This window comes from Chryseobacterium sp. DZ-32 (assembly GCF_059587025.1).
Genome location: NZ_JCAIOM010000009.1, coordinates 104,865 through 130,356 on the forward strand (window position 1 = coordinate 104,865; position 25,492 = coordinate 130,356).

The following is a 25,492-nucleotide window of genomic DNA, read 5'->3' on the forward strand; positions in this document are numbered from 1 at the left end:
TAAGTTATACTGAGCGTTCTATTTTGATTCTCAGCCATTTCGAGCTGGAAATATTTAAAAAAGTATAGTTTAAATCAAATTATTCGTTATTACGTAGGATATTGCTTCGATGATATTCTTCACTCCAATTCTCTCAAACAATTTGCTTCTGTGAAACTTTATGGTACTTGGTGACACAAACAATTGTTCTGCAATTTCTTCTATTTTTAATCCCTGAAGATAAAGCCGTATTATTTCTATTTCCCTTAATTTTAGGGCAACTTTAGATTCTTCTGTCCATTTTCCAGTGAAGAGATTATACTTCCAATAGGTTTCTGAGGTATTAGAAACGATCCTGATATTTCCCGCAGACCGGTTAAGAGAATAGGACACTACACAGACTATTTTGGAGATTTCTCCATCATCAAAGAGTTCTATAGGTGTAATCTTATGATTGACAAGCACATCTACACTGTTGGCATATTTAAGATGAAAATCATAGGTAATGGTATGTACTTTTTTTTCTTCAGGTGAAAGGCATTCAAAAAACTTTAATCCGTTGGTACTTACTTTCTTTAATATGTCAAGATCTGCCTTCTTGGTGTATTTACGAAAAAAATTATAACCCATTTTTTCAACTTCAGCAGCACTTAAACCAGAAAAAAGAAGAGGATTCTCAGAAATGAACTCTAATTTTCTTGTTTTAAGATCTGCAATATAAACACAGCCCAGACTGGTTTCCGATACCGCTTTTAGTACATTAAGATACTTCTCTGATGCCTTTCCGGCATATAATGAATTATTTTTATCACTCATATTTTTGACATGATAATAAGATATAAAACTTTTTATTAGGCGACTTTTGCAAACATATTCATAATTAAGCTAAATAAAAAATCTATCAAAACTTAATTATAATTAAACTAAAAACTATAAATTATTTATTTTGATAATAAAAAAATCTATACAACTTCATTTTATTACATTTTCGCACATGTATGGAGATAAAAAAGAGAAAGAATGAAAGAAAGATATTTATATAAATCATTGTTTTTAAATGAAACTTGTATTTTTCTGTGTTGAAAGCATTTTGGGAAGATCAGTTTCTTATTAATTCATCAATCTTTGATTTAAAACTATACAAAAGTATAGTCATATTAAGTTTTTATTAAATTATTTTTACCCAAGTCACAATCATAAAAACTAAACTAAGAAAACTATATAAAAATGAAAGAAATCAAAACACATTAAAAAATACAACAACCCGTGCAGTAAAGTGAGTGATTTTTATAAAAAAATATAAAAAGGCCACCAACTCTGCAGCTGCCATTATTCCCACCTACTTAGACCCTACTACTTTTCTGTTTATCCGTTGATCACTTTTTATAAAAAGAGGTGATAAGGAAACATGATAATACACTTTAAACCAATTATTGTCTCTGTGATTGAAAAACAGAGGATTTTTCTATTGATTTCTGAACCAAATCTATAGAAGGATTCCTATTTCTTTCGAAGAAGAACTTAAGTAAATTGAATAACAGACTCTAACTTAAAATGAAACTATATGAGAAAAATTCTATCCATTATCTTATTTTTAATGACTTTTGCACATGCCCGGGGGCAAACCTGTGCACCAGTTCCAGTGCCGTTCTTACAGTCATTCAGTAGTGGAGCACTTCCCACATGCTGGATCAGCCAAAACCCTTCTTCCACTTCTACAAACGCTAATGTTAAGTGGAAATTTTCCGGATCAGCCGGATATGGAGCCACCGGAAACGGAGGGAAACCTGCCGGAACTTTTGCATGGGTTGATGCATCTTCACCTTATGCAGGTGAACACACAGTTGAACTGATAAGCCCTCAGATCAACTTAGTGGGGTTAACCAATCCTTATATCAAATTTGAATGGTTTAAAGATCATTTAACCGGACTCAACGGTACAGTACCTGCTGCCGACAACAATCAGCTAAAACTTGCTGTAAATAACGGCTCCGGATGGATACAGGTCTGGTCTGGTGATACCAATTCTCCTGAATGGAGAACAGTTGGTGTTCCTCTGGCAGCAAGCTATGTGGGTGCAACCATTCAATTAAAATTTACCGTTGATAAGGATGTAGCAGGAAATGGTGATTTTTATGATGATGTATTATTAGATGAAGTTCAGATAATACAAGCTCCTACATGTTTTGAACCTGTTACTCTGCCTGTATCTAATATTGCACCTAATTCTGCAACACTGAACTGGACTGCTCCCCTTGCTCCGGCACCAGCTCCGGCCAATGGCTATGAATATTATTACAGTACAAACAGTACTCCTCCTGCAGCTGCAACACCAGGCACACCCAATCCCGGAACAAGTGCTAACATCAGCTCTCTGACTTCGGGTGCTACCTATTACTGGTGGATAAGATCTGTCTGTTCTGCAACGGATAAATCACCATGGGTTGCAGGCGCTCCTTTTACTCCAGGGCAGATTGGAGGAGGTACGGCTACTCATGCTTTTTTACCTGTATATTCCTGTTCAGGATTTAATTATTCCCAACAGATTTATTTGGCTTCAGAGATTGGAGCCGCAGTAGGAACCAATAATTATATAACAGCCATCAGGTTTTTTGCATCCACAACTGCAGCAACCCAGGCTAATTACAATCAATGGGTAGTGTATATGGGGAATACTTCACAAACAGATTTTGCAACCACTTCAAGCTGGATCTCTACCCCATCTTTAACACAGGTATATTCTGGCACTTTACCGGCAATGGTAGCTGGGACATGGGTTGAAATTCCTCTAAGCACACCATTCTTATGGGATGGTGTAAGCAATGTAGTGATAGGTGTTGATGAAAATTCAACAGGAACATCATGTACCGCCAACTGGGGAAGTTATTCTGCAGGAAATAACCGTGGAATGATTTATTACAATTCAACGACCAATCCGGATCCGGCAAATCTTCCAACTGCAACAAGCAGATATGCTGTATTACCGAGGTTACAATTGACAGGAACAACGTTACCAAGTTGTACCAACACTCCTCCAGCCAATATTGCAGTAAATAATATTACAGCAACTTCAGCCAATATTACCTGGACTGCCACAGCCAATGCCACATATGTTGTAAGATACAGAATACCTCCTTCCCTTACGTGGCAAACAATCAATGTAACAACTCCTTTTACTAATAGTGTAACGCTTACCTCTTTAACTGAACAGACCCAATACGAGGTAGAGATTGCAACCATTTGTGGAACGCAAGAGACATTTTCTGCTCCCGTAGGTTTTACAACACCTGCACTCACTTACTGTAATGGAGCAACGGCAACAGTTACGAACGGTTATATCAACAATATCACCATGATTGGTACGAATGTACCTTTAACCAGTAATAACTCAGGGCCGACAACGTATACGGATTATTCTACAGATCCTACAAAGACCATTACACTCCTGAGAAATTCAGTTAACAATACTCTGTCTGTAGGAAGGTCAATTATATCAGGAACTTATTCTACCAATGCATGGATAGATTTTAACGGGGATGGTATTTTTGATAATAATCCGGCAACGAGTCCCGGAGGAGAAAGAATCATGAATCTTGGCTATTCAAGCACCACTCCCGTTACTGCTACATTTGATGTTCCTGCCAATGCCTATCTGGGAACAAGTAAAGTAAAAATGCGTGTTATTGTATATTCTCTCACTCCAGCCAATGCCTGCGGACCTTTCACCAGCAATGGAGAAGTGGAAGATTATTATGTAAAATTTATAGATTTACAGCCTTGTACTACAGCTGCTCCTACTACTATTGCGGTGAATAACCTTACTCATAATTCTGCCTATGTATCATGGATTCCTACTGCTAATGCTACTTATATTATCAGATGGAGACAAGGAAATACAGGAGCATGGCTTCCATCTGCAACAGGACAGACACTTCCGGCAGGACAAAGCTTTTATACCATAACAGGACTCACCGAGCAAACCGGATACCAGGTGCAAATTGCAACCATCTGTAATGGAAACCAGGGAGTTTTTTCTCCAAGCGTAAGTTTTACAACTCCACCGTTAACGTATTGTAGTATGACCGGAACAGGAATTAACGATTACATTTCAAATGTGAAAGTTACCTCTGTCAACTTCCCGGTAATGGATAACCCATCAGTTCAAACGAATTATATCAGTTACACATCTGCTGCTACCCTTATTAATCTTGAAATCGGTTCTCAGGGAAATCAACTGTCAGTTTCTAAAGAATGGGCAGGAACTCAATATGCCGATGCTGTCAATGCATGGATCGATTGGAACAGAGATGGAGTTTTCACAGATGCTGAAAAAATAATGACGTCCGCTGCCAGCACCACCACTCCAATAACAGCAACTTTTGATGTTCCTTCAACAGGAGTTTATACAGGATCTTTAACAACAACGATGAGAGTGGTAATGAAACGAACCAGTGCTCCTGTAATGTGTGCAGATGCAGCCAATGGTGAAGTAGAAGATTATGCGGTAAGATTAAGACCATGCAGTAATGCAACACCCGGAAATCCAGTATTCACCAATATTACCCATAACTCTGTAAATATCAACTGGACAACTGCTGCTAATAATAATGCTTTTATTTTAGAATACAGACCTGTTACAAACCCTGTTTCTGCATGGGTTCCTTTAAACCTTTCTGTTTTAGGAGGGAATCCACCTGTAACAATCAACGCTTTAACTCCTGCTACGACTTATGAGGTAAGAATTGCAGCGGTTTGTGGTGGTACAGGAATCGGAGTTTACACGCCTATTAAAACATTTACAACGAGATGTGATCCTACTCCACCATTTGTAACGATAAGTAATGTAACGTCAAACTCAGCTTTGATCACCTGGAATCCGGTTGTTCCAAGTGCCTCTTATATTTTAAGATGGCGTGAAGTAGGTACCGGCCCATGGAATACACCAACGATCCCTCAACCACCTGCAAATTCATACACGATTCAAAATCTTGATTCATTTAAAACGTATGAAGTACAGGTTGCCAATATCTGTAATGGAGAAACAACAGCCAATCCGTGGTCTAATCCAAAAGTATTTACCACAGAAAGAATATGTGAAATTCCCCCTCCGGGGCTTATGATCACTCAGATTATGCCAACAACGGCAGAGGTTGTATGGGATCCTTTTCCGGGAGCCACTTATATACTGAAGTACAGAAAAGTAAGTATTCCGAGCTGGACAGAGGTTGTAGTTCCTACAAATACTTACACCATTACTGGCTTGCTGGAGCTCACTAAATACGAAATGCAGGTAGCCAATATCTGTAACGGAGTACCGGGAAATTTTACAAAACTGTATTATTTTACAACTCCAACCGTCATCTACTGCCCGATGTCAGCAGCCAATTCTACAACAGAATTTATTTCAAAGGTTACTGTAAAACCTAATGGCAATAAGGAAATGATTAATGAATCTCTTGCCTCTACGTATTCAAATTTCACAGGAAATCCTTTAAAGTTTATTGATTTAATTCAAGGATCAAAAGGTAATCAGATTACCATTGATAAAACTTTAAGTTCAGGAACTAACGCTGGTGTTGCAGTCTGGATCGATTTCAACAGAAACGGAGAATTTGACATCAATGAAAGAATTCTGGCAGACGGACCTAATGGAACCCCAACAGCAAGTTCAACTTTCTCTGTTCCTGACAATGCCTTCATAAGTATGACAGATTATAAATATGTTGTTATGAGAGTCGCTTTACAGAAGGATGGTATTCCTGTGAACTGTACGAATTTCAAAGAAGGTGAGGTGGAAGATTATACGGTCAGAATATCTAAACAACCTGTACCAAACTCTCTAAATCAGGCAGACATCCACATTTATCCCAACCCGGTAAGTTCAGTATTGTATGTAAAAAACATAAGCTTCAAAGCTCAATATAAAATTTACAGTGCTGCCGGAAGATTGATATCAAGTGGAATCATTCTGAACAATGCTATTGATGTGAGCAATCTTATCCACGGGATGTATATGATCGAGATAGAAGATGGAGGAATAACCGTTCAGAAGAAGTTTATTAAAGAATCCTAATCTCTTTTGTCAATGAAATTTCAATTTTTAGAATCAAAATTCTGTAATTCATGAAAAACATTATATTTAGTTTATTATTTATCCTAATGAGCATTCCTATTTCGGCTCAAAGGGATACAGACCATTGGTTTGCACCTTATTACGCCTCCACAAGTTATACGCAGGCATTATATCTGTCTACCGACTCTGCCACCCCTTTTGTTGTTACAATTAATAATAACAATACTCCGATTGGCACTGTGACAATCAGCAAAAATGCTCCGCAAACCTTTGTTGTACCCATATCTGCTATCGCCGCCAATGTTACATCAGACGCTTATAGTGTTATCACTAAAGGGTTACATGTACAAGGGACAAAGCCGTTCTACTGTTCATTAAGAATAGTAAGCAATACTACACACGCCGAAATTATAACCAGTAAAGGGAAAGCCGGGATTGGTAAAGAGTTTTACGTGGCCGGAACTCCTACAACCTCATCACTTACCGGATATAATTTCACAGCAGGAATACTGGCTACTGAAAACAATACTGTAGTAACTGCTACATGGAGTGGAAACGTGACGTTCTTTGGAGCAGCACCAGCTACCAATACACAGACTATTACTCTTAATAAAGGACAGTCTTTTATTTTTGCAGGAGGTCCTGGAACGGGAGGGCAAAACCAGTCTGCTTTTATTGGAGCCAAAATTGTTTCCGACAAACCCATTACGCTTACCAATGGAAATGTCAATGGAAATTTTGGAAATAATACAAGTTCCGGATCTGATGCCATCCTTGATCAATCTGTACCAACAGAAAGGCTTGGAAGTACTTTTGCCATGGTAAGAACCAGATCTTCCTCTGATGATCTGGAAGGAGGTATCATTATTGGAACGGAAGACCATACTCAGATATTCATTAATGGTTCTACTACACCTATCGCAACGATCAACAGTGGAGATTTTTACAGGATCACAGGAAACAATTATGTTCAGCAGGGAAATTCCGGACATTTTAATATGTTTATAACGACTTCAAAAAATGTTTATCTGTATCAACTGGTTTCGGTAAATAACAGCAGTGCTACCTGTGGTTACAACTACATCCCACCATTAAACTGTTTTTTACCCAGAAAAATCGACGAAATCGGAAAGATCAATGAAATGCCAACCGGCACAGGTACTACAAGTACTGTTCCGAACGGAACTGTAGTAAAACTGAATATTTTAACTGAAGCGGGAGCCAATGTAACCGTAAACGGAGTTCTGCCACTCGCTTCAGAAGGTCCTTTTCCCTTAACAGGTAATAACAGCTGGGTAACGTATGCCATCCCTTCTATCACCGGAAATGTAACGGTTATTTCGGATAAAGCTGTAACTGCAGGGATTAATGGAGGATACAGCACGTCCGGATATGGAGGATATTTTGCAGGGTTCTCTTCTATTCCATTAATTGCAAAACAGACAGGAGAATGTATTCCTGGTATTGTTTTGGAAGTGGATGACAGCTATGATAGCTATCAGTGGTATTTGAATGGCAATCCTATTACAGGAGCCAATGCAAATACTTACACCCCTCTGGTTTCCGGAAATTATACCGTAAAAATAGCAGTAGGATCTTGTACTCCGGCCATCACCCCGGTTTACAAAGTGTTTACATGTCTTGAAGAGTCTACTAAAGCAATGACTGTCTGCGAAGGCTATCAGGCTATAGTCCCTCAGTTTACCAATTCAACTCAAAATTATGTTCCGAGTACAGTAACTATTATTACACCCCCGGCAAACGGTACCGCAACCATTGATCCGGCGGGAGTAATTACTTATGTTCCTAATTTCGGCTATATGGGTACAGACACTATTGTTTATAAATTTTGTGGAAACAACCCTGATTTTACAGATTGTGAACAGGTAACCTTAACATTAACGGTTTCTGAAAGCCCTATCGTTAAAGATGCTGCTCTAAGATCTTGTTTTGAACCATCTAATCCTGTACTGGGTGTATTCAACTTAACCTCAGCAGGAGTAAACGTACAACCTGGAACTATTAAACAATATTATCCTTCTCCTGCTGATGCCCATAACGGAACCAATGAAATTCTGACTCCAGCTAATTATACAGCACCAGACGGAGTGGTTTATATTAAGGTAAGCAATGCCAACGGATGTTACAGAATTGCAGAAGTAACGCTTACCGTTATCCCTCCTACCTACTCAGAGGTACTAAAGGATAAAATTATCTGTATGGAAAATACCACCACACTGGATGCCGGCCCCGGATATACTTCTTATCTATGGAGTACGGGAGCAACAACACCATCCATCAGCAATGTGGGAGTGGGAACTTATTGGGTAGATCTGAAAACGAGAGAATGTACGACAAGACAAACCGTAAAGGTTTATCCATCAGAAAATCCTGTAATTTCAGATATTAACATCAGCAATAATACGGTTACCCTGACTGCCATTGGAGGAACAACACCTTATCAGTATTCGATGGATAATATCAACTGGCAGAATGAAAATGTATTTACCAATGTTCCGCGTGGCAGCAATACTTTTTATGTAAAAGATGCTTATAACTGTACTCCTGTAGAGGTAGAAATTACAGTTCCTAATCTTATTAATATCATTACGCCTAATGGTGATGGAATAAATGATGTACTGGATTATTCTGCTTTGGCCGGGAAACCTAATTTCACATTCAGTATTTATGACCGATATGGAAGCAAGATCCACGAAGGAAGCAAATTAAACGGATATCAATGGGATGGCAGCATTGGCGACAAGAAAGTATCTACCGGAAACTACTGGTTTGATATGGGCTGGAATGAGACCAACAGAAAACAGACTCCGATAAAATACACAGGATGGATTATGGTAAAAAACAGAAATTAATTAAACATTTAAATATCAATTTTAATTATGAAAAAGCTATTATATATATTTCTCGTGTTCTTTTCAGGTATGCTCATCGCACAGAAAAACACCTATGTAAAGTTTGCTGTTTACAATAACACCATCGGAACTGCCAGTATGTTTGATCTTTATAAGGACAGTATTGAAAAGGTACACGTTTTTAAAACCAAAGCCAGTTTACCTCCTCATTTAAAGAAGTTTGACTATCTGGCTGATAACGGCCTAATAGAAATAAAATTTAAAAAAAATGCCGGCTATCCAGATAGTTTATCTCTGGAAATGCTGAATGAGCAGAATAATCTGCCCAAAGACAGACCTGTATTGATTGAAGGATATCAGTTTAATGATACCACTACCTTAGTTTATAATGAAATGATTGACAACATTGAACTTATAGATTCCAACGGACAGAAAAACATCCATATTTCAACTATAAGAAATTAATTACTGATATCAATCGGAAGTTAATTTAAAAGCAGAGACTATTTCGAAATGAAATAGTCTCTGTTGCTTTTCACAATATTCTTAATCTTTATTTCAATAGTTTTGAAAACCATATATAAATGTCCATATCACCGGGGACATTCAGTTTTTTCCTTAGATTGTATTTCTTGGTCTGCACAGTTCTTACTGAGGTGTGGGTATATTCAGCAATATCTTAATTACAATATGAATACTATCCTTCTACCACACCACTGAAACCACGTACGTATCACATACACAACATAGCAAAAGTGCAAACAAAAACCATTTAAATTACAAAATTACCAATTACTTTTGTCCGAAAATTATTCTATGCTTTTATAATGAAGTAGAAAATTGATCAAAGTTTAAAAGATAGCCCATTATAAAATCTTATCAGATAACCCCTAAAAACCCATACATATTATGAAAAATTTATTGTCGGTTTAGGTTATTGATGCTTCCGGAAAAACAGTTAAAACGATTGAACAGCCTTCATCTCAGTTGTATCTGAAGACTTAAAACGGGATTATATCTTGTTACTTTAAAAATGATAAACGGAATTACAAAAACGATTAAAACAATTAAGAAATAGCACTTTTTTCAGAATCAGAAAAATAGTTTTTAATATTTAGGATATCTTCTGCCTGCAGGTTTGTGTTATTTTCTGCAGGTATTTTTAAACGAAACGTTCAAAACATATTTTACTTGCACAGAGGCTACTTCATTAATGAGATAGCTTCTGTTTTTTATGACTATTTAAAGGTTTATTTCAGTAATTTGGAAAACCATACATAGATATCCATATCACCTGGAATATTCAGTTTTTTCCTTAGATTATATTTTTTGGTCTGTACGGTTCTCACTGAAGTAAAAGTATATTCAGCAATTTCTTTGGTAGAAAAATTCAGATAGATGTAGGCACAGAATCTTATTTCTGATATTTTTAAAGGAAAAACTTTCAGCAGTTCTTCTGAAAAGTGCGGATAATACTCATTGAAACGGGTTAAAAATTCAGGATTATTTTCTTTGGCAAGCTGTATAAGTTCTTTAAAAGCACTTTCATCTACAGATGGCTGATGAGGGATATCAATTTTATCCAGATTTTTACTTTTGTGCTTTCTATAATAATACAGGAAAAGAAATATAAAAAGAAGACATGCGGCAATACTCAACGACAGGATGAAGAAAAGTTTTTTTGTTTCCTTCTTTCTATTGCTATTTTCCAATTCATTCTGTTTATCTACAGCATCATTCAATGTTTGTTTTTGTCTGCTGTTTGAAGACTCTATATCCAACAGCCAATTCGCATAATAAGCGATACTGTCTTTCTGTCCTGTGCTTTCATACAGGTTCTTCAACTCCATTGCGACCGACTTTTGATAATTCTCGCTTTTATAATAATTATCAGCAATATTTTTACAGATCCATAAATGATGCTGGGCTTCAGGAATTTTATTAAGAGATTTAAAGTACCTGGAAGCATAATACGAGGTAATGTATTGTATCCCTATTTCATTGATCTTTTTCCCATTCTGGATGGCTTCCTCAATATATATTCTTGCAGAATCAGGTTTGTTGAGCTCAAGATACATTCCGCCAAGATACGGTGAGGTTTTATAACTGTTGCTCAATCTGTTCTTGTCTATCCTATAGAGATTATTTTTGTTTTCTCTGTAAATTTTAGAATACTTATATGCTGTTTTATAATGTTTTAGTGCTAATTCTTTTTTATTAATTTCATTGTATATTCCTGCGTACTGCCAGTTAATCAGATAAATAAAATAAGCATTATTGGTTTCGTTCACCTTATCATATATTTCGTCCAATTGTTTCAGAGAAGTCATTCTTTCTCCTAATTTCTGGTATAGCAGTGACCTTTGAAGATGGAGATAAAATATAACCTCAAAATCTGTATCTGAATTGATGAGGTTTTCTTTTTCCACTTTATCAGTATAATAAAAAGACCTTTTCATATCACTGTTTCGGTTGTAGATATTGGCGATCTTCAGATACCCTAATGCTACACAATCATTATAAGAATTTTTCTTACACACCTTAATAAGACTGTCAATCTTCTCAATTTCCTTTGATCCGGCAGTAGAAAATTCGATATCAAACAGCACATTCTTTAATTCTTCTTCTGTATGTTGTGAATAGAAAAAGGAAGAAATAAAAAAGAATAAAACAGTCAGTTTTTTCATCATAATATGATCAGAATTAAAATACAATATTATACTACACTATTACTATATAATAAAAAATACATACGTATTACATACACAATGTATGAAAATCTCAAAATATCATTGTTTGTAATACAAAATTAGCAATTACTTTTGAATACCCGAATATTATATTCATTCTTCGCAATACCACTATTTAAATACCTAATTTTTAAAATGAGAAAAACTCTATTATCATTATTTTTGATATCAGGCTTCTGTCTTTCCAATGCCCAAAGATGGGAACCCTCTTCACAAAAAGTGTCTGAGATCAGAAGAGAGGTAAAAATCAAGTATGCTTACAAAACTGATATTAATGCATTAATACAGTTATTAAAAAACGCTGAGGAAACCGGCACCAATGCAAGAGCAGTAACGATTCAATTACCAACGGCAGAAGGAACCATAGAAAAGTTTGCGGTGTACAGCAATCCTGTGATGGAAAAATCCTTGGCTGAAAAATATGGATTAGGATCTTATGTAGGAGTGGGAATTGATGACCCCTCCAAATATGTAAGATTCAGTACATCCCCTACAGAAATACAGTCAATGATTATTAAAGACGGTATCTTCCAGTTTATAGAACCTGTCACAACAGATAAAAAGACCTATGGAGTATTCTATAAAACCGAAAGAACAGAGTCTGAGCATGGCTTTAGCTGCAGTATGGAAGGCAAAAAGGAACTGGACATCAAATCTTTAAAGAATTCCGGAAAAAATAAACTTGCCGGAATCAATATTACCGGAAGACCTGCAGCCTCAAGATACAGAACCTATAGACTTGCCTTGTCTGCAACGGGTGAATATACTACTCATTTCGGAGGGATGGCAGGAGCTGTAGCCCAGATGAATGCTACTATGACTCGTGTCAATGGTGTTTTTGAAAAAGAATTTGCAATCCATCTTACCATACAGAATTTACCCAATATCATCTATGCCAATCCGGCTAATGATCCATACACCAATGATTTGAACGGGCAGCTTCAACAAACCTTAACTGCTCAGGTAGGCAATGCCAATTATGATATAGGACATGTCTTTAATGCCGCCGGAGGAAATGGAAATGCAGGATGCATAGGATGTATATGTACCAACCCTACCGCAGCAGAACCGTTAGGTAAAGGTTCTGCGTTTACACAAAATCAGAATCCTGTGGGAGACACCTTTGATATTGATTATGTAGCTCACGAAATGGGACATCAGCTTGGAGGTAACCACACTTTTTCTACAGTTACTGAAAGCTCAGATGTCAATATAGAACCGGGAGGAGGAACAACCATTATGGCCTATGCAGGGATCACAGCCAATAATGTTCAGATGAACAGTGATGCCTATTTTCACTATTCGTCCATCAATCAAATCCTTAACAACCTTGAAGGTAAAGTTGGGTGCGGCGTAGCTGAAAATATTGCCAATAATGCACCAGCTATTACCCCGCTGATTTCCTATACTATTCCCAAAGGCACAGCCTACTACCTGGATGCCAATGCAGTAGATGCCAACGGGGATCAGTTTACCTATAACTGGGAACAGTATGACAGCGTAGGCTCTACAAGCTCAATCTCAGGAGACAGCGGCTGGGGATTCAATCCTGAAGGTTCTCTTACCCGTTCTTTTCCTGCAGTGGCTTCGGGAAGAAGATATTTCCCTAGCCTGCCTGTTGTAATGAGTGGTAAACTGACGAACAAAGACACATGGGAAACAGTTTCATACATTCCCAGAGTATTACATTACGCGGTAACAGTACGTGATAATAACCCGAACAGACCTTTAACGATTTCTGCAGAAAATACAGTAACCGTTGGAAATGACGGACCTTTCAAATTCAAAGGATTAACTCCTTCTACTACGCTGTATAATAATGCTTCCAATACCATTTCCTGGGATGTTGCCAATACCAACCTTGCTCCCTATAATGCTGCCAATGTAAAGATTGAATATACAACCGATCTGGTTAACGGATCAGCATGGACAGAACTGGTGGCTTCAACGCCTAATGACGGAAGTTTTGAAATACAGATGCCTGCTGCGCTTCAGGGAAATATTAAACTGCGAATTTCAGCAGTAGGAAATATATTTTATGCCGTTTCTCCTACACTGACCGTAGGAAATGCTCCCGCTTCTTTAAATAATCCACCAACGGGACTTACTGCGTTCGATAATGATATATTAAAAAACTCAGCAACTGTTTCATGGAACCATGTACCGGGAGCAACCTATTCCGTGAATTACAGGAAAGCAGGAACAGCAAACTGGTCCAATGCTGCCAGCCCGGTTAATTCAGTATTCCTGAATAACCTTGAAGATGAAACTTCTTATGAAGTTCGGGTTGCATCAGTAATTAATAATGTTCCCGGAGCATTTTCACCAGTGTATAATTTTAAAACCAAAGGATTACGTACCGGATATGATTACTGCCTGATGACTACAGGAGGAAACACTACAATCAGTCCGTATTTCAGTGGAATATTAAGAGTGACTTTAGCCAATGTGGATTTAGCTGGAAATGGGACAACCGTTCAGCACGCTTATAAAGATTATTCGGAAGACCCTGCCAAACTGATTCAGCTTACTCAGGGTGCGCAATATAATATGAACTATATTGTGTATGCTAACCGTGCTGGAGGAAACTATCAGGATTGGGTACAGGCATGGATTGATTACAACAGAAACGGAGTATTTGAAGCTTCAGAAAAAATTGGGATTAACGGCGCAGCTCCGGATGCCAATAAAAGACATCAGGGAAGTTTTGCATTTACAGTTCCGGCCAATGCTTACAATGGTGACAAAACATTAAGAATGAGAGTAGCCAGCGGATTTTTCAATGCTTCAGCTGATGCATGTGCAAGTCCTTTCGTAGATGCCAATGGTGATCTTTTCTCCCGTGGTTCGGTATGGGATTTTTCTGTAAAGATCAATGCAGCACTAGGAGTTAAGGAGTCCGTTCAGTCATCTTCTGATCTTGAAATCTACCCTAATCCTGCGGATACATTTGTAGAGGTAAAAAATCTGAAAGGTAAAGCTGATTACAAAATTTACAGTGCAGACGGAAGACTTGTTCAGGAAGGAAAACCGGACGGAAAAAGAATCAGTGTTGCCTCATTGATCAAAGGAGTGTATGTGATCATGATAAAAGATGATAAGGCGACTTATCATACAAAACTAATCAAGAAATAGTTGTAATAATTAGTGTACCGTGTACCTGTAGGTTATACGTGATGCCTGCAGGTACTTTTCTAAGTCAATTAAAAAAAATAAACCCAGTCATTAACTCATAGTAAATCAAAATCTCTAACAAAGTAAATAAACTAACATTTTCATTTTAAACACCTTTTAATGCAGTACCTGCAGTATAGATTGGGTTTCCTGCAGGTACTTTTAAAAGGTTTAATAATGAAAAAACGGATAAAGAAAAGTATATAGCTCTATATTGATAAAAAAACATTTTTAATCATCGTTTGTGTTGTGTACCTGCATGATAAGTGGTTTTCTGCAGGTACCTTTTTTAAATAACTCTCAAAAAAATACTCTATGATAAAAAAACTACTCTTTCTTATATGTACTGGTTTTTCAGTGTTATCATTCTGCCAGTCTGATGAGGTTCTGTTTATAGGAAACAGCGTCACATATTTTAATGACATGCCTGAAATTTTTAAAAATATAGCGGCTTCAAAAGGGAAAAATCTATCTGTAACAACACATACTCCCGGAGGAACCGGATTTGTGAATCATGTAGATGATGCTTCATTGTATCAAAAGATAAGATCTAAAAACTATAAATACGTGATCATGCAGCCCGGAACTGCGGAATCTGCAGGTCATTCTTACCCTGTTTCTGTAACCGCTGAACGCGGCCGTAAAATCAGGGATTCTATTCGTAAATACAGTCCTTGTTCTAAGATTTTTCTGTATGAAATTCCCTATGGAGTCCCATCTGCCAATGAATACAATACCTATTTTGCATTTCAGCAGAAAATTAAGGATTCCATTACAAAGATGTCTAACCTGATGCAGGTGGAAATGGTTCCTGCCGGAGAATCTGCAAGACATTACTACAATTCGTCCCAGGATCTGGCTCTTCACGGATCTTATAACGATATTCATCCTGGACCTAAAGGAAGTTATCTTGTGGCAGCCACTATGTATTCTGCAATTTTTCAGGATCATGTATTTCCATCCACTTTTTATAACGGAATGCCTCAAAACACAGCCGAAAACTTTCAGAATATTGCAGATCTTGTTTTTTTTAATAATCCGCCACAATGGAATAATAATACGTTTCACCTTCATTCGGATTTTATAGCAGGAATTAACGGAACAACTGTAAATTTCACCAATCATTCTGCCAATTACACATCTGTATCATGGAACTTTGGCGATGGCATCACCGATTCTTCATTGAACCCTGTTCATCAATATACCTCTCCTGGAACTTATACGGTCTCACTTACTGTCAGCAAAAATTCCTGTGCAGAAACTTTCAGTAAAACAATTACTATTGGTTCTTTAGGAATTATGGATATTGGCAGACAGCCTGAACTTATATTTTATCCTAATCCTGTAAAAGATATCTGTTACCTCAAAAGTAAAGTGGAAATAAAGGATATTATCGTTTATGATATGGCTCAACGGAAGCTTTTTGACAGGAAAAATCTTTACGCTCGTGATATAAAATTAGATTTTTCACCTTACAGTACAGGAGCTTATATGATCTATATTCTTTACGAAAATGATCATATGGAAAGCATTAAGATTATGGTTAAATGATTCAATAACGATAAAAAGAGAACCCAGAAGAGTTCTCTTTTTTATTGTATCATGATATGATCAGATGACCAAGACTATTCTGCAACAACCTCTTCATTTAAGTTTCAATAAATAGTATTTAGTCTCTGTATCTTCAAAATATAAAAGGAAAAGTACTGTTTATTAGTACTTTTCCTTTTATATGGGATGTATGGACTACAATAATTTAATATATATTTTATAACCCATAAGCTTCTATCCACTTTTGTTTTACCTGTTCTGTAATCAGATTGTATTCTTTATCTACTCCATTGGAAAGAGGATCTAGTGGTGTACGAAGTGGTCTTTTTCCTTTTTCTGTATTGACCAGCTTAAGGGCTCCATCTGCAATGATTTGTGGATCCGGAGCTGATTCCATAAAGAGTTTACCAAATACGGTCTGAATTTTCTGACTGATATCTGCCACAGCAGTACCATAAGATTCCTGAATGCTCTCGCGATCTCCATTAACATGCGCCTTACCGATAATTTCCGTCATGAACCCTCCCGGCTCAAGCAGTACTGATTCTATTCCCTGCCCTATCAGCTCTTCATACGAACCTTCTATAAGACCTTCCAACGCAAATTTTGTAGAATTATAAGCAGACTGTAATGGAAGTGAAATTCGCCCTACCTGACTGGAAATGGTGATGATAAGACCATCTTTTGCAGCTCTCATAATAGGTAGAATTTCATTATTCACTCTCAATGTTCCCCAAACATTTACATCAAAGAGCTTCTGGATTTGTGGTATTGAATAAGATTCAAGAACTCCTGCTCCATATATTCCTGCATTATTAATCAAAACATCAATTCTACCATACTTTTCATGTACTAAAGCAACAGCTTTTTTTACAGACTGATCATCTGTGATATCCATATCTACTACTTCTGTATTCTCCAGCTTATTCAGATTTTTTGCGTGTTCAGCATTGCTTCCAGTTGTATTTCGCATCGTGGCTATGACGATATGCCCTTCTTTGTTAAATGTTTTTACCATTAATGCACCAAAACCGGTACTTGAACCTGTAATTAAGATTACTTTTTTCATTCTTTTTGTTCGTCTCTTTTTAATTATTGACTCTTTTTAACTCAGAAGAATACCGGCCGGAATTCTTTTCATTATTACAATATTTCCTTCAGACTGTTTATTCTGTTTCAGAAGAAAATACCTTAAATATGATGTTGCAATTTAGCATATATTTACTTTCCTTTGTATAGTGCTTTCCCAAAGGAAAGTGAAATAATTTATAAGCGTATGTCTGTAAAAAAAATCAAATCAAGCTGTCTGGAAACGATCAAGCCTGTACGAGACGCTTTGGACGTTTTAAGTGGCAAATGGAAGCTGGCAATCATTGTATCTGTATCTGTAGGCAATGATCGCTTTACTGATATACAGGACAGTATACCAGGTATTACTCCAAAGGTTCTGGCTAAGGAACTCAAAGAACTTGAACAGCATCAGCTTATCAAAAGAACAGTTATTGATGATTATCCGGTTAAAATCATTTATCAGCCTCAACCTTATTCTTCAACTTTAAATCCTATCATCTTTGCTCTTAAAGATTGGGGAATTAATCATAAAAGAAAACTTTTTGAAGAAGGATTTACAATGAATGAAATAGGAGAAATTCCCCAATGTCTTCCTGAAGAAGGATAATAAACAACTGATTTAGTTGATATTAAAACAATGCAATATAAAAAAAGCATAAAAAATTTGTTTTTATGACCAATCGGTCATATATTTGCATCATTATTTACTATTATTATGGCAAAAGGGGAAGAAACCAGACAGTTCATTATAGAAAAAGCAGCACCTATTTTTAATACAAAAGGGATTGCGGCTACTTCTATGAGTGATATTATGGAGGCCACCAAGTTGTCTAAAGGCAGTATGTACGTTCATTTTGAAAATAAAGAAGTACTTGCCTGTGCTGCTGTTGAGCATAATATGCAAATGCTGACTGATCAACTTCAAAAAACTTTAAGCAGATTTAAAACTTCCAGGGAACAGTTATTCGCCTATATTGATTTTTTTAGTGATCCCAACCATCCGCCTGTAGTTGGTGGGTGTCCCCTGTTAAACTTTGGAACAGAAGCTGATGATACCAATCCAGTCGTTAAAGGAAAAATAAACAATGGAATAAAACAGGGAGAAAAATTAATTTCCGCTATTATAAAAAAAGGAATTTCCAATAAAGAGTTCAGAGCGGAATGGGATGCGGAAGATTTTGCAACCGTTTTGTTTGCCATGCTTGAGGGTGGACACTTGATGTCAAGAATGGCTGGTAATAACGATAAAATGATAACTATCGTCAAAAATCTTAAAAAAATGATTGAAGAAAATACAGTGTAATTTTTTTTATCCAAAATATGACCGATCGGTCATTTACATATGAAATAATTCTTTTAAAAAATATAATCATAACAATTTAAAAAACAGAACAATGTCAAAAACAGTTTTAATTACAGGTGCATCAAAAGGTTTCGGAAAAGCATGGGCAGAAGCCTTTTTAGCCAAAGGATACGATGTAGCTGCAACAGCCAGAAATGTAGAAACTCTTGATGATTTAAAAGAAAAATATGGAGATTCCGTATTGCCTTTAACCTTAGATGTAGATAAAAGAGAGGAATCATTATCAGTAGTTCAGAAAGTACACCAACACTTCGGCAGCATTGATATTCTGATTAATAATGCAGGATATGCACTAACAGGTGCGGTGGAAGAAACCAACGAACAGGAAGCAAGAGCACAGTTTGAAACAAATTTCTTTGGAACTTTATGGCTTACACAGGCGGTGCTTCCCATTATGAGAGATCAGAAAAGTGGTCATATCATTCAGGTTTCTTCTATTTTAGGATTGGCTACTTTACCAACCATGGGACTTTATAATGCATCTAAGTTTGCACTGGAAGGATTAAGCGAAACTTTAGCAACAGAAGTAAAAGGCTTTGGAATTAATGTAACTTTGGTAGAACCTAATGGCTATGCTTCCAATATCTGGCATACAGGAATTAATACACAAAGTAATCCTGTTTACGATGGTGTTAAAAAGGCTTTCTCAGAATCTGAAACTTCTTTTGGTGACGTAGCAGCTACAGCTCCTGCATTGATAAAGTTAGTAGAAACTGAAAATCCTCCATTGCGTTTATTGCTTGGAAAAGTAGCACTTCCTTTCGTAAAACAAAATTACGAACAGCGCTTAAGAGTATGGGAAGAATGGAATGATGTATCTGTAGAAGCTCACGGATAACATCGAAAAAAATGTTTTCACAAAATAAGCTCCGTTTTTATAGAAGAACGGAGCTTATTTTTTTATCCTTTTTGAGATCAATATCTCAGTCATTTTTCTTAGCATTACTTTTCATCTGCTTCATATTGTTTCCTGTTCACCATCTGCAATGTCTGTTTCACTGTGAAATATGACTACTTGAACACATTACTCGTTTCCCAGGCGTATCTCAGGGTATAATTTTGTCTCATCAAAAAGAAAAAACAGATTTAAAATCTAATACAGCAAAGCAATGAAAACAACAATTTCAACAATTCTTTTAGCAGCAACTTTTATCTTAGGTACACCTGCTATTTCTAAGGCGCAAAAAAATGATACTGCTACTCTATTATCAAAAAATGATACCAGTATCCGTCCTTTTCACATCAATATTCCACAATCTCAGCTGGATGATCTTAAAAAACGTATTTCCGAAACCCGCTTCCCGGATAAAGAGACTGTGAAAGATGCTTCCCAGGGAATCCAGCTTGAGCAGTTAAAAGAACTTATCACCTATTGGGGCAACGGATACGACTGGAGAAAAGTAGAAAATAAACTGAATGCGCTTCCCCAATTTGTAACAAAAATTGACGGACTTGATATCCAGTTTATCCATGTACGTTCAAAGGAGCCTAATGCAATGCCTGTGATTCTTACTCATGGCTGGCCTGGTTCTCCGCTGGAGTTTATCAATGCAATAGATCCTTTGACTGATCCTGTAAAATACGGAGGAAAAGCAAGTGATGCTTTTGATGTAATTATACCTGCCATTCCGGGATATGGTTTTTCAGAGATTCCTGCTGAGCTTGGTTGGAACCCTGACCGCGTTGCCCGTGCATGGGATGTACTGATGAAAAGACTCGGCTACAAAAAATATGTTTCTGAAGGTGGTGACCATGGTTCTGTTATTTCTGATGCATTAGCAAAACAGGCTCCTTCAGGTCTTTTAGGAATTCACCTTACCATGCCGGCTACTATTCCCGCCGAACTTGTAAAACCAATCAATGCCGGTGATCCCACCCCGTCAGGACTTTCTGCCTCAGAAGCAAAAGCATACAATGCAATGAGTACATTCTTTGGAAGAAATGCAGCTTACGGGGGAATGATGGTAACACGTCCACAGACAACAGGATATCTGCTTTCTGATTCTCCAACAGCCTTAGCAGCATTCCTTTACGAAAAAATTGCAGAATGGAGTGAAAGTGATCTTCATCCCGAGAATGTCATTGGCCGTGATGCGATCCTCGATGATATTACCCTTTACTGGCTTACCAATACGGGAGCGTCTTCTTCACGGTTCTATTGGGAAAATAACAAGAATAATTTCAGTGCCGAAGCGCAGAAGACTAAAGACATTAAAGTTCCTGTAGCTATTTCGGTATTCCCTCATGAGATTTACCAGGCTCCGGAAAGCTGGTCGAAGCAGGCGTATCCTACTTTATATTATTATCATAAAGCCTCAAAAGGCGGCCATTTTGCAGCCTGGGAACAGCCGCAGGTCTTTACGGAAGAGCTTAGAGCCGCTTTCAAAGAGTTAAGAAAAAAACTTTAACAATATCAATCAACAATATCGTTTAATCTAAATAATAAAAATATGGAATTAAATACCATTCAGGAAGTAGAAAATACAACAGTAATCAATATCAGTAAAGTGTTGTATTCCGGTAATGTCATCGTAACCGGAGGCCGTAACGGAGAAGCAAAAAGCAGTGACGGAAAGTTAGATATTGAATTAACCTCTCCCGGTTCAAAAGGAAACGGAACCAATCCGGAACAGCTATTGGCAGCAGGATGGTCAGCATGTTTTATCGGAGCTATGCATTTGGGTGCTTCAAAAACTGGAATTACTCTTCCTCAGGACTTATCTGTCAATACCTCTGTAGACCTTGCCACCAATGACGACGGATTTTTCCTGCAGGCTCACCTACAAATCCTTCTGCCAGGCCTTGCAATAGATGAAGCCAGAAAAGTTGTGGAGACGGCTCATGCGACATGTCCTTATTCAAAAGCAACCCGCGGAAATATTAATGTAAAGATCGATGTAGTGGTGTAGTTTTCAGAATGTTTATCTCATTTTGATCAAAGCCTTCCCTGCCCAAAGCAAGGAAGGTTTCTTTTGCTGAGATCGGTTTGAAAAAGATAATCCGGATGTAAGGGTCTGTTATATTAATTTCCAAAATTGACAAAATGAGGAACATCCGTGGCAAAGCTGTTCAATGGTAAAAGATTATTCCTGTTACTGTTAAAATCAAAAACAGAATTATTATCAAAAGGAACACGCGGATAATACATGAAAGAAATCTGAATCCTGTTGAAAACCAGATAAGGATTATTAATTAAAACACCTATCCCGATTTTTGTGTTGGCCTTAGTTTTAAACAGCTTATCATCAGGCATTCCGAGCCAGCCCACTGCAGTTGTTAAATAAGGACTGAAGTGAAAATTCTTCCAGGTTTTATTAATAAACAACTGAAGCTGATACCTCAGCACTATTTTTTTTGTCCCGATATAATCAGAATTATAAACAGGGAACTCGTCTGTAGAAGAAAGGTTGATCCTATCCTTATACGAATAATTATGCTGTGGATTTCCCAATGCCAGAGTTGGAGAGAAGAAATGTCTTGCTTTGGCAAATTTCCAGTCCATAAGGTTGGTGAAATAAGTTCCATCAAAGCGGAAAGATTCTCTGTTCTGGCTGTCTTCATTAAAAAACCTTCCAAACTGTGCTTTCACCGTGAAATATCCCAGTTTTGTAAAACGTCCGTAAGATGCAGAAATTCCCACATACGGATTCACTTCTTTATTTCTTGATAATCCTCCGGCAATGACATTGACAGAATTACCATAAGCAATATCCTCCGGCAAATCATACTGGAAAATATTTTTCTGAACTGAGAAGTTTCTCTGAATAAATCCAACAGACATCAGGAAACTGTTGTAAGAACTGAAATATTGATACTGATCGATTCCGGGACTGTCTTTGTACTTGTAGTTCTGGAATCTTCCTATGATGGCAATATTGCTGGAAATTTTTTCACTAGGATCCGATGAAACCGGAATCTGATAACCTCCCCATAAATCCTGACTGTACACTTTGATCTGAACTTCCGGAAAAGTAGTATCCGTATTTATAGGAAGTAAAACTTTCCGCATAAAATATTCAAATGTAAAACCTCCCGCCCATTTCGTCAAAGGGGAGAAAAAGTCTCTTCTGAGGCTGAAATTAATTCTTTCATTTTTCGAAAAGTCCCGTTCTCCGAGAATCTGGGCATTGATATAGGTACCAAAAAGATTATGGGTAGTATAGCTGCCTAAAAGATAATCCTGCTTTTCTTTGGAATCGTTTCTGTAAAGAAAGTCCAGTGTGTGTCCCAGTCCCAGCACATTTTCTTCCGTAACTCCCAAACCGATTTTACTTCCGGAATAGCTGATTCTCGGCTTCAGACTCCAGGAATCCAATACCTTTACGACAACATCTATAGAATCTTTACTCGAAGTGCTGTCGGAAACTCTGATATTAACTCTGTTGATAAAAGGCATTGTTCTAAGCAAACGCTCTGATTCATAGAGCTTTTGGGCGTTATATTCTTCTCCTTCTTCAAAAAGCAAAAAATTATTGATTGTTGATCTTCTGGTACTGGAATGAAGGTGATCCTTTATCCAATCATACCATTTACCTATTTCCTTACTGTCATTAGAGCCATATCCAAAAGGGTCAATGGTTTCTATCCTCACATTTCTGATAATTTTTTTGTTATAAGTATTTTGTAAAAGCTTTTCAGTATTGGACTTCACGGAAGTGGAATCCGGCTCTCTACGAAATATAAAGCGGTGAATGAATTTGGTAACTTTTCTCTTATCTGAAAATTCTTCTATTTTGTAATACAGCGAATCTTTCTTTTCCTGTGCATTTAAAAAGAAAAAACCACTTAAAAGGAAAATCAGAGTTACAGTCGTTCTAGCCATTAGTCATCAAAAATTCAATAAAGTTTGTTGTATCAATTTGCAAGCCAATAAGGGCTGATCATAGATAAAGAAACAATTTTTATGATAAAATAGTAAAAGCATGCCCTTAGCTCACGTTTTTTCTACAGTTTAAAAAAGAAATAAACCACTGCAACCCATTCTTTTTTTATACCATGAGCGTAGCCTATTGTACTGCGGCTGGCATTTTCAACGGTTCCATCCTCTTTAATATATCCCAAAGTAGAGCGGCTGCTATTTTCTACTGTTCCGTCTTGCTTTACATAACCTACTGTGGAACGGTTTTTATTTTCAATGGTTCCGTCGTTTCTGATATAGCCAATTGTAGAACGGCTTCGGTCTTCAATAGTACCGTCACTCCTGATATAACCTACGGTGGAATGACTGCTGTTCTCAATCGTTCCATCACTTTTAATATATCCTAAGGTGCTTCGGCTGCCGGATTCGATGGTTTGTGCTTTTGTCAGTATCATGCCTGTTACTGAGACCATTAAAAATAGTATTTTTTTCATTTCTTTTTAATATTTTACCTCAGTATAAGTTAAGATTCTCTTTTCAATTTTCTAAATAATCTTAAAACTAATTTAAATCATAAAACAATGGCATCCAGTACAGCCATTTTTTTGTTATTTTTACTCATTATAAATAAAAATAATACATGAAAAAATTTGTACTTACGGGAATAGTTATGACAGGAGGCTTTCTAACAGCTAAAGCACAGTGTAAGCCGGTGGCCTCTCTTGCAGAAAGTTTTGATACCTGGAAAGATATTCATAAATGCTGGACTGCTCAATCCGGGAAAGCAATGCTTTATGCAAGTGACAAAAGAATTATATTCTACTCCATGAGCAATCCGGGAGAAAATATGTATCTGGTAACTCCCGAAATTAAAGCCGGAACCTATACGCTGTCTCTTGACCTTTCCGATAACGGAGGAGAAACAACATTAGAACTTTTCTCAGTAGATAATCCTTCTGATGTAAAAACCTATACGGCAATTACCAAACCTTCCAAAATAACAGGAGAGAAAAAAGCATTTACGGTTTCTTTGAAGAAAGATTCACATTTAGGATTGAAAGTTCTGCTGAATGGAGTGCATCAGGCTGTTTATCTGGATAACCTGTCCCTGCAGGCGAAGAAATAAATTGGCGTAAAGCTTACACATCAATACAAGGTTATACCTTCTGTTTTAAGAAAACTAAAACAGTTTTTTAAGTTTATATTCAAATGCAAAAACTTAGAGTGAAATTTTCACTCTAAGTTTTTCTGTTTCCGGTTTTTAAGAATGCAGTAATTACCCTACAATATTCTATCATTAATATCAAAAAGCTATTAACTTTTTCATGCTGTGGAAAATTAATAAAAAAGAGTATCTCCGCAGATATACTCTTAAAAAAACTCAGAAAAAAAACGAAGCTATATGCTCTAATTACCTTAGGTGATCAATCTGGCAGATTATATTATGAACATACGTTTCCATCTTGTGACAGTATTTCGGCTTAATCTAAAATGCCTGGCTAGCTGACTATTATTTAGTTTATGTTTTTTTTGATAAGTAAGCATTTCAAAAATAGTCTCTTTATTATAGGATTTGAATTTTTGGTTTTCGGATATCCTGTCAACAAAAATAATGTTATTAACTTTCAAAACATCTGATAAAGACATGGATTCTTTTGACAGATATCGCTTTACATTTTCCCATTTATCAGGGCATTTGGACTTTATGAAATCATGGTAAATCTTTTTATAATCAGGGCCTGTATTTATTGTCTGTATTTGCTTATCCATTTATTCAATGTTGACTTGGGAATTCCGTAG

Annotated in this window: 16 protein-coding genes; 11 read left to right on the forward strand and 5 right to left on the reverse strand. The window is 36.9% G+C overall.

All coding sequences use genetic code 11. The features are described 5' to 3' along the window. Positions 1-69: 69 nt before the first annotated feature. On the reverse strand, positions 70-795 hold the full coding sequence (locus AC59HC_RS11925; RefSeq protein ID WP_062675197.1) for a response regulator transcription factor: 726 nt from the start codon (positions 793-795) through the stop codon (positions 70-72). 748 nt (positions 796-1,543) lie between these two features. Here AC59HC_RS11925 and AC59HC_RS11930 point away from each other — a divergent pair. The 3 genes from AC59HC_RS11930 to AC59HC_RS11940 are packed head-to-tail and all read left to right on the forward strand — an operon-like array spanning position 1,544 to position 9,390. After that, entirely contained in the window at positions 1,544-6,052 is a 4,509-nt protein-coding gene (locus AC59HC_RS11930; RefSeq protein ID WP_496558657.1) for a GEVED domain-containing protein, read from the forward strand. A 50-nt stretch (positions 6,053-6,102) separates the two neighbouring features. Next, positions 6,103-8,925, forward strand: coding sequence for a T9SS type B sorting domain-containing protein (locus tag AC59HC_RS11935; RefSeq protein WP_202838732.1), 2,823 nt, complete (start codon positions 6,103-6,105; stop codon positions 8,923-8,925). Between the two features lie 27 nt (positions 8,926-8,952). Then, a complete protein-coding gene (locus tag AC59HC_RS11940; RefSeq protein WP_202838731.1) occupies positions 8,953-9,390 on the forward strand; it encodes a hypothetical protein in 438 nt (145 codons plus the stop codon). Between the two features lie 785 nt (positions 9,391-10,175). Here AC59HC_RS11940 and AC59HC_RS11945 read toward each other — a convergent pair. After that, positions 10,176-11,615, reverse strand: a complete 1,440-nt coding sequence (locus tag AC59HC_RS11945) for a helix-turn-helix transcriptional regulator (protein WP_496558658.1) — start codon at positions 11,613-11,615, stop codon at positions 10,176-10,178. Positions 11,616-11,810: 195 nt separating this feature from the next. Between AC59HC_RS11945 and AC59HC_RS11950 the strand changes: the two genes are divergently transcribed. Continuing rightward, positions 11,811-14,810 (forward strand): reprolysin-like metallopeptidase, encoded by a 3,000-nt coding sequence (locus tag AC59HC_RS11950; RefSeq protein ID WP_496558659.1) that lies wholly within the window; start codon positions 11,811-11,813, stop codon positions 14,808-14,810. 354 nt (positions 14,811-15,164) lie between these two features. Beyond that, positions 15,165-16,400, forward strand: a complete 1,236-nt coding sequence (locus AC59HC_RS11955) for a PKD domain-containing protein (protein ID WP_496558660.1) — start codon at positions 15,165-15,167, stop codon at positions 16,398-16,400. Between the two features lie 217 nt (positions 16,401-16,617). Here AC59HC_RS11955 and AC59HC_RS11960 read toward each other — a convergent pair whose 3' ends face one another. Beyond that, positions 16,618-17,469 (reverse strand): SDR family oxidoreductase, encoded by an 852-nt coding sequence (locus AC59HC_RS11960; protein ID WP_062675204.1) that lies wholly within the window; start codon positions 17,467-17,469, stop codon positions 16,618-16,620. A gap of 207 nt (positions 17,470-17,676) precedes the next feature. Between AC59HC_RS11960 and AC59HC_RS11965 the strand changes: the two genes are divergently transcribed. From AC59HC_RS11965 to AC59HC_RS11985, 5 genes are all read left to right on the forward strand, one after another. Continuing rightward, positions 17,677-18,078: a winged helix-turn-helix transcriptional regulator gene (locus tag AC59HC_RS11965; protein WP_051934372.1), complete on the forward strand. Its 402-nt coding sequence runs from the start codon at positions 17,677-17,679 to the stop codon at positions 18,076-18,078. Positions 18,079-18,186: 108 nt separating this feature from the next. Continuing rightward, positions 18,187-18,774 (forward strand): TetR/AcrR family transcriptional regulator, encoded by a 588-nt coding sequence (locus tag AC59HC_RS11970; protein ID WP_343638683.1) that lies wholly within the window; start codon positions 18,187-18,189, stop codon positions 18,772-18,774. Between the two features lie 91 nt (positions 18,775-18,865). Next, entirely contained in the window at positions 18,866-19,672 is an 807-nt protein-coding gene (locus AC59HC_RS11975; protein ID WP_496558661.1) for an SDR family NAD(P)-dependent oxidoreductase, read from the forward strand. A 271-nt stretch (positions 19,673-19,943) separates the two neighbouring features. After that, positions 19,944-21,242: an epoxide hydrolase family protein gene (locus AC59HC_RS11980; protein WP_496558662.1), complete on the forward strand. Its 1,299-nt coding sequence runs from the start codon at positions 19,944-19,946 to the stop codon at positions 21,240-21,242. 42 nt (positions 21,243-21,284) lie between these two features. Continuing rightward, a complete protein-coding gene (locus tag AC59HC_RS11985; RefSeq protein ID WP_227944362.1) occupies positions 21,285-21,743 on the forward strand; it encodes an organic hydroperoxide resistance protein in 459 nt (152 codons plus the stop codon). A gap of 113 nt (positions 21,744-21,856) precedes the next feature. On the opposite strand, the gene AC59HC_RS11990 is transcribed toward AC59HC_RS11985, so the two are convergent. Both AC59HC_RS11990 and AC59HC_RS11995 read right to left on the reverse strand, forming a co-directional pair. Continuing rightward, positions 21,857-23,656: a hypothetical protein gene (locus AC59HC_RS11990; protein ID WP_202838720.1), complete on the reverse strand. Its 1,800-nt coding sequence runs from the start codon at positions 23,654-23,656 to the stop codon at positions 21,857-21,859. A gap of 122 nt (positions 23,657-23,778) precedes the next feature. Further along, positions 23,779-24,186, reverse strand: coding sequence for a 5-fold beta-flower protein (locus AC59HC_RS11995; RefSeq protein ID WP_496558663.1), 408 nt, complete (start codon positions 24,184-24,186; stop codon positions 23,779-23,781). A gap of 146 nt (positions 24,187-24,332) precedes the next feature. Between AC59HC_RS11995 and AC59HC_RS12000 the strand changes: the two genes are divergently transcribed. Beyond that, a complete protein-coding gene (locus AC59HC_RS12000; protein ID WP_202838718.1) occupies positions 24,333-24,818 on the forward strand; it encodes a hypothetical protein in 486 nt (161 codons plus the stop codon). Positions 24,819-25,492 lie beyond the last annotated feature (674 nt).

Coding starts and splice junctions, on each gene's coding strand:
- AC59HC_RS11990 (WP_202838720.1), bottom strand. CDS start 23,656: ATGGCTAGAACGACTGTAACTCTGATTTTCCTTTTAAGTGGTTTTTTC.
- AC59HC_RS11955 (WP_496558660.1), top strand. CDS start 15,165: ATGATAAAAAAACTACTCTTTCTTATATGTACTGGTTTTTCAGTGTTA.
- AC59HC_RS11940 (WP_202838731.1), top strand. CDS start 8,953: ATGAAAAAGCTATTATATATATTTCTCGTGTTCTTTTCAGGTATGCTC.
- AC59HC_RS11950 (WP_496558659.1), top strand. CDS start 11,811: ATGAGAAAAACTCTATTATCATTATTTTTGATATCAGGCTTCTGTCTT.
- AC59HC_RS12000 (WP_202838718.1), top strand. CDS start 24,333: ATGAAAAAATTTGTACTTACGGGAATAGTTATGACAGGAGGCTTTCTA.
- AC59HC_RS11960 (WP_062675204.1), bottom strand. CDS start 17,469: ATGAAAAAAGTAATCTTAATTACAGGTTCAAGTACCGGTTTTGGTGCA.
- AC59HC_RS11995 (WP_496558663.1), bottom strand. CDS start 24,186: ATGAAAAAAATACTATTTTTAATGGTCTCAGTAACAGGCATGATACTG.
- AC59HC_RS11930 (WP_496558657.1), top strand. CDS start 1,544: ATGAGAAAAATTCTATCCATTATCTTATTTTTAATGACTTTTGCACAT.
- AC59HC_RS11980 (WP_496558662.1), top strand. CDS start 19,944: ATGAAAACAACAATTTCAACAATTCTTTTAGCAGCAACTTTTATCTTA.
- AC59HC_RS11925 (WP_062675197.1), bottom strand. CDS start 795: ATGAGTGATAAAAATAATTCATTATATGCCGGAAAGGCATCAGAGAAG.
- AC59HC_RS11975 (WP_496558661.1), top strand. CDS start 18,866: ATGTCAAAAACAGTTTTAATTACAGGTGCATCAAAAGGTTTCGGAAAA.
- AC59HC_RS11970 (WP_343638683.1), top strand. CDS start 18,187: ATGGCAAAAGGGGAAGAAACCAGACAGTTCATTATAGAAAAAGCAGCA.
- AC59HC_RS11945 (WP_496558658.1), bottom strand. CDS start 11,615: ATGATGAAAAAACTGACTGTTTTATTCTTTTTTATTTCTTCCTTTTTC.
- AC59HC_RS11985 (WP_227944362.1), top strand. CDS start 21,285: ATGGAATTAAATACCATTCAGGAAGTAGAAAATACAACAGTAATCAAT.
- AC59HC_RS11965 (WP_051934372.1), top strand. CDS start 17,677: ATGTCTGTAAAAAAAATCAAATCAAGCTGTCTGGAAACGATCAAGCCT.
- AC59HC_RS11935 (WP_202838732.1), top strand. CDS start 6,103: ATGAAAAACATTATATTTAGTTTATTATTTATCCTAATGAGCATTCCT.